This is a genomic window from Legionella tunisiensis, from assembly GCF_000308315.1.
GTDB lineage: Bacteria > Pseudomonadota > Gammaproteobacteria > Legionellales > Legionellaceae > Tatlockia > Tatlockia tunisiensis.
In genome coordinates, this window is record NZ_CALJ01000138.1 from 1 (window position 1) to 6,165 (window position 6,165).

Here is a 6,165-nt window from a genome sequence, read left to right on the forward strand (position 1 = left end):
ACAGAGAGGAATTCGAGCGCCTCCCCGCCAGCTAACCAAGTTATCTACACTAGGAGATAAAATGGCTAAACGAATCTTAGTCTATTTCAGTTTTATATTTCAATGGCATGTCCGTAAGAAGCCGCCAAAATTTCCCATTATTTACACAGCTTGAGCATTAAGAGCATGGTTAGAGTGTGCTTTTAATTCGCTTTTAACCAAAAATCTTAATTATTTCAGCGACTAGAGACACGGGAATTATTTTTTCAATAATTCCTGTGCTAAGTCACACCTTTAAAAAATAAAGGAAAAATAATGGTGACAACGAAGCGAGAAGCCTTAAGGAAAACAAATTTAATCGATAGTCCCTTTTTTAAAGTGTTTGCAAAAAATTACCTGGATTATTTGGGTAACTCTAATCCCACCTCGAAACAATTATCCGAAATCCAGGCGCTGCTTTCTCATACCTGGATAAGACAACCAATATTTTTTGACCTCCGATTAAGCGAACAGGAAAAGCAATGCCTGTATTTATCTGCACAAGGTAAAGGGCTTAAAGAAATTGCGGCGTTTCTAAAAGTCTCCATACGGAGAGTTACTCAATATCGACAATCCATCTTCCAAAAATTAGATTGTCGAAATATTACCAGTGCAATTATTGTCGGGCTGCGGTTTGGGGTAATTAAAGCTGAACATCTATTGGAAGAAAAGTAGATTGGTTTGGTAAGCAAAAAATTCCAGATGGGCAGGTGGAACATGTGAATCTTAATATAAATTTTGTTGTACAACTATTATAAAATAAGTGGGACATTTGGGGCATTGGGACAACCGCATAAACACAGGTTTATAGGTGTCCCAATACCAAAAATTCATATGGGACAAATGGGACAAATCTCTCCTTAAATTTTTTTAGTATCAATCAATATCATTTAGTATCAAGGCTCTAAACACGCTTGACACTCTTTTAAATTCCAAGCAATACTTTGCTCGAGTTGTAAACTTTTATAGGTCTACGGTCTTATAGAAGTCATGGAAAATGAAATATCACGACTTTTTCCCTCAAGGGAATCCGGCCGGACAGTCAACTGATATTCATCGCGCAAGGGATGCATACCGTCGGCATTAAGCTGAATGAATAATCATTTGATGAGGTTCCATATGAATAAGAAAACATCTCGCTTACAACTGTTAAATGAATTTGAATCTGCGCCCAATTCTGCGTTGTTTAAGCAACAAACGTTGGCTGCTGTTTTAGACTGCTCTACCCAGCTTTTAGAACGCAATCGCTGGGAAGGAAAAGGCGTTCCTTATCTTAAAATAGGCCGTAAGGTTTTATATCGTAAAAGTGACGTGTTGTCTTTTCTCCAGCAACAGAAAATCTATCGCTCTACTTGTGACGAAGGGCAAGCCTTGTCATTGGTCAACGAATAACTCTCATCGAAATAGATTGTTCACGAAAGACTAGGATTCCTATGTTCCATGAACTCCGCTGGAGAAAGAGCGATGCTGCAAAATCAAATTATTACGATAAAAACAAAAACGGCCATAATCCTGTAACTTATGAATACGCTGGTGGTTGTTTTAAATTAAATGAGCAGGGTTTGTCTTTTCTTGGAAAAGATAAAGACGGTAATTCAATGGCGCCACGGTGGATTTGTTCTCCTTTGTATGTGGTAGCTAAAACACGTGATGCCAAAAGTGGGGAGTGGGGTCGCTTACTTGAATGGCAGGATGATGATGGAATTACTCACCAATGGGCAATGCCCCTGGCTTTGTTACAAGGTGATGCTTCAGAAGTAAGGCGGGAACTGGCATGCCTTGGTCTAACTATCTCACCCCATAAAATTTCCCGCGATTTGCTGACTACTTATTTGCAGGTCTTTCCTGTAGAAGACAGAGCGCGTTGTGTCGATAAATTGGGTTGGCATGGAAACCTTTTTGTTACTGCGTCACAGACAATTGGTCATTCATCTGAGAAAATTGTTTTTCAAAATAGTCATGCAGTTGAGTCAGCTCTATCTGTATCGGGTACTGTAGATGATTGGCGAGACTCAATAGGTCAGCTTGCCTCTGGTAATTCTCGGTTGGTTTTTGCCATCTCTACTGCTTTTGCCCCTGCTTTGGCAAAGATTGTTGGTGAAGACTCAGGTGGGTTTCATTTCAGAGGTGCTTCCTCAAGTGGTAAAAGCACTGCTTTAAAAGTGGCTGCTTCAGTTTGGGGTAATCCGCAAGCTTATTGCCGATTATGGCGCAGTACTACAAATGGTCTTGAAGGACTCGCGGCTTTGCATAACGATGGCTTCCTTATTCTTGATGAGTTAAGTCAGTTAGATCCTAAAGAGGCTGGGGAGGCGGCTTACTTGCTGGCCAATGGCCAAGGCAAAACACGAGCCTCTCGCCAGGGAACAGTTAAATTATCGCCTCGATGGTCATTATTCTTTCTCTCTGCTGGAGAGGAATCCTTAATGTCTCTGATGGCTAGAGCAGGGCAAAAAACCAATGCAGGGCAAGAGATTCGATTAGCAGATATTGAAGCCGATGCTGGGTTGCATAAAGGGATTTTTGAAACAATTCATAATCAACTCAGTCCGGCTACTATGGCTTTATCCTTGAAGGAATATTCCAGCAAATATTATGGTGCTGTGGGTATGGCATGGCTGCAAAAAGTGGTTGCAAATCAACAAAGCATTACAACAAACATTTCTGATGCAATCCAAGAATTTGTGAATAGTGTTGTCTTACCTGATTCAACGGGGCAGATTATCCGTGTGGCTCGACGTTTTGCGTTGGTTGCTGTTGCTGGTGAAGTGGCTAGCCAATATGGATTGACTGGATGGAAAGAAGGAGAATCTTTTGCTGCAGCTTATAAGTGCTATAAAGCATGGCTGGATCATTTTGGTAGGGAAGGCAATCGGGAAGAGAGGGCAATATTAGCGCAAGTTCGGGCTTTCTTTGAGTCCCACGGCGCTAGTCGGTTTGATAATATAAGAACACCAAACAATGAACGGATTCAGAATCGTGCTGGGTTTTATCATACCGATGATGCGGGTTTTCGTGTCTATATGGTACTAACGGAAGTATTTAAAAATGAACTATGCCAGGGATTTGAGCCTAGAACGGTAGTTCGGGTATTAATGAATGAAGGTTGGTTAAAGCCGGCAGCAGATGGTTTGCCTTCTCATAAGCCAAGAATTAAAGGAATAGGGACACCCAGATTATACGTGTTTACCGATAAAATTTGGGGTGGGGAATAAGCCCTTAGAAATTTGTCCCATTATTTAAAGTGGTGGGACATATGGGGACGGCTCTAAGCCAGTATTTATGGGCTGTCCCACATGTCCCATTTGTCCCAATTAATTTTTAAGATACGTCCAAAGAGTATTGCGCGATTTTATTCCCATCTCATCACGAATCAGTAAACAGGTTTTATAATTCCTGCATTCTGGCAGCAGGTAAGTATACATTTGCTTTGCATACAAATAACGCCAACTTTTGATGCTGGATAGACGGTGTTTTGCTAAGGCACTGCGCCAAATGATGCGGATTTCCTCATAGGATTTTAATCGGAGCAAATTATCATGCTGTTGAGTGAGCCAGTTAAAAAGATTGAGTATCATTTTCTGGTTTTCAGTTCGAACAGGAATGGTACGGTCGCTGGAGTTAAAAGCGATGTCTCGGGTTATCCAGAGAGAACATTCGCGGACTTGGATATGGGGTTTAATCAGAATCGCTTCTTTGAAAGTGAGTCCAAACTCGGTTTGTAATCCCATGATTACTCTGGCTAAAGGGTCATTAAGTGACTTCCAAATATCTGTAGGAATTATTTTCTTCCTCTTTTTTCTAGCTTTAGGTCTTGAGAGTTCAAGCGATTGATTATCCATATCGGTGATAGAACAATCGCTCATCAGCAGAAAACGGCGAATAATGGTCATATATCGCATAATGGTGACTGGGTTAACCTTTTGTTTTTCCAGTAACGTACCAGCTTGCGAACCTGTTCAGACTGCAAAGCCTGCCATGAAGGCGGCACTTGCCGGATAACAAACAAATCATCAATCATCTTACGGATGACATAAGCACGGTGTTTCCGATATAGGTATTTACCTTGCCTGTCCAGTTTAATTTGTCGATTAGCGAATTGTCTTAAGGATTGTCTACGCATCTTCCTATCCGCAAAAATAAGTTAAAAAAGAATTTGCCCTGTGTATTGTTTAGTGTTGGTCGAGCGGTTCACTCTCTGTTGAAACCCGGCAAAAGCCGTAAAGCTCGAAGAAGGGGGCAAATCAATCGTTATAAGGCAAACGATCTCGCCGGTACCGCTATGGTTTTTTGGTAATTTTTCTCCTTAATAAAATAAAGTGAATGTAAGCGATAAAGCAGGGGCTTTATCTTCTAATTCCATGGTCAAATGAAATGACTTAGAGTCCCGAAGAACTCCCTTTACCGGATGGTAAAGGTTCCTGAAGGTTTCCCGACTACACGTCCAGCCACAAAGTTAGGGAATGAGGGTGGCTTAGCATAAGACGCCTAAGCGTTTCATCGGATTTTCACCGATTCATCAGTCATGCTTCATCTAAAAAATAGCAAAGTGCCGATCTGGGGGCAAGACCATTGCGGGGAATATTTTGTCCTATCTTATCTGGTGCGTCAGGACAAATAGCTTTTTGATGCTTGTTATGGAAGGGCTAAAGATGTTCGATTTTCCTGCGTCACTGCACGGAAGTTGCAGTGACGCAGAATTAAAACTACATTACCAGGATATTAGAGTGTCAGTTTTTTGTTTAATATAGTCGTTTAACGATAAAATACCATCAGAAAATGCCTCTGCAATGTCAGGTTCATCTTCATCAAAATTTAGACCATTAATATCAAGCTCGGTATCAAATTGAAATCTCCATAGTTGACTATTTGTTTGCCGATATTGGTTGATAGTCTGCTCAATGGCTTGTTCATCTAAATGGGCATAACGAGATAGCCAAGTACTAAATAGTATTTCAGTTGGGAATATGTAGTCTTTATCTTGTTTACGTTTTCTCGGGGTGTCGTTGTGTCTTAAATCGCTAATGAATAGTTCTTCTTCAGTAGGCACATCATCTTCCCACCGATGTTGTTCATATTGGAGATTCATAAGTGCATCATTGATATGCGCTTGTACCGAACGATCGCCTCGCGGAATAAATGCATATTCTTGGTGATTTTCTAAGAATGACTCCATGCTTGTTTTTAATAGTGTTTCATCTTGTCCTCCCATATTAATAACAGCAACAATATGGAGACTAAATCGGTCGTGAAATTGCTCAAGAAACTGTTGAATATTCCCTTTTTTAATCCCCAAAAAAGCATACAGAAACGTGAGTCTGTATCCATTGCCAGTAAGACATTTCTGTGACCAAATTTTTTCACATGAATCATCCAATGCCACTGTTGGGGATTGTGCAAGCTAGGTTCTTCAGCAAGTTCTCTTTCCGGCGTTGGTGACATGGGAGATAGTTTATTGCCCTTGCAGATAGTAGTGAAAAAAGCTGAAGCAGCTTTAGTACAATTGAAAATTAGCATGAAGATGCGTTTCTTATTGATTTGGGTTTGAGATTATCAAATAGTAATGTCTACTTAATTTTCTGTCTACATGACTTTTTTGAATTTTCTGAAAACTACCGTAACTAATTGATTTTGTTGGTGGCTAACTAGGATTTGAACCTAGGTCCAACGGATTATGAGCCCGTCAATTGAAAAATAACCAATTGATTTTATTATAATTATTATCGCAGGAAACCACTACAAATGTCCTACGATGTATAACAGTGTACTACCCAAATACACAAAATCACCACAGTTAATTTTACTAGTTTGGGACAAAAAAAACTGCGTGTCATCCTTGCCATAAACTATTACGCCAAACAGGTTCTTCAAAATGTTTAACAAATGTATGTCAAAAATAAATACAAGATAGGGTGGGCTATAGTTATTTAAGTATACATTGAGGGGAATTGATATGACACTACCACCGTATAGCCCGTATGTTACATGGAGAGAGTATCAGATTGCTACCCCTACCTTTAGATTATCGCCATTAGAAAAACCTGATATGTCACCTTACCTAGTACACATGACCGGAAAAGGGAAATATTAAACATTCTAACCCACGAAGAAAATACAAAGGATTGATCACAGCCTCTACACCAAAAG

The 6,165-nt window shown here is 40.1% G+C and carries 2 protein-coding genes and 3 pseudogenes; 3 read left to right on the forward strand and 2 right to left on the reverse strand.

Features of this window, described 5'->3' with window-relative positions; genetic code table 11:
• Window positions 1-294: 294 nt before the first annotated feature.
• From BN58_RS09040 to BN58_RS23665, 3 genes and pseudogenes are all read left to right on the forward strand, one after another.
• Complete coding sequence (locus tag BN58_RS09040) at window positions 295-693, forward strand: response regulator transcription factor (protein ID WP_019216543.1); 399 nt, start codon at window positions 295-297, stop codon at window positions 691-693.
• A gap of 444 nt (window positions 694-1,137) precedes the next feature.
• Window positions 1,138-1,410: a MerR family transcriptional regulator gene (locus BN58_RS09045; protein ID WP_026069375.1), complete on the forward strand. Its 273-nt coding sequence runs from the start codon at window positions 1,138-1,140 to the stop codon at window positions 1,408-1,410.
• A gap of 72 nt (window positions 1,411-1,482) precedes the next feature.
• A pseudogene (locus tag BN58_RS23665) lies at window positions 1,483-3,233 on the forward strand (DUF927 domain-containing protein).
• 99 nt (window positions 3,234-3,332) lie between these two features.
• Here the strand turns inward: BN58_RS23665 and BN58_RS23670 are convergent.
• Together BN58_RS23670 and BN58_RS09060 are read right to left on the reverse strand one after the other, a co-directional pair.
• Window positions 3,333-4,141, reverse strand: a pseudogene (locus tag BN58_RS23670) (integrase).
• A 588-nt stretch (window positions 4,142-4,729) separates the two neighbouring features.
• Window positions 4,730-5,535, reverse strand: a pseudogene (locus tag BN58_RS09060) (DUF6933 domain-containing protein).
• Window positions 5,536-6,165: the final 630 nt, after the last annotated feature.

Bases quoted from the DNA above. Each gene is read 5' to 3' on its own strand.
- BN58_RS09040 (WP_019216543.1), top strand. From the start codon at position 295: ATGGTGACAACGAAGCGAGAAGCCTTAAGGAAAACAAATTTAATCGAT.
- BN58_RS09045 (WP_026069375.1), top strand. From the start codon at position 1,138: ATGAATAAGAAAACATCTCGCTTACAACTGTTAAATGAATTTGAATCT.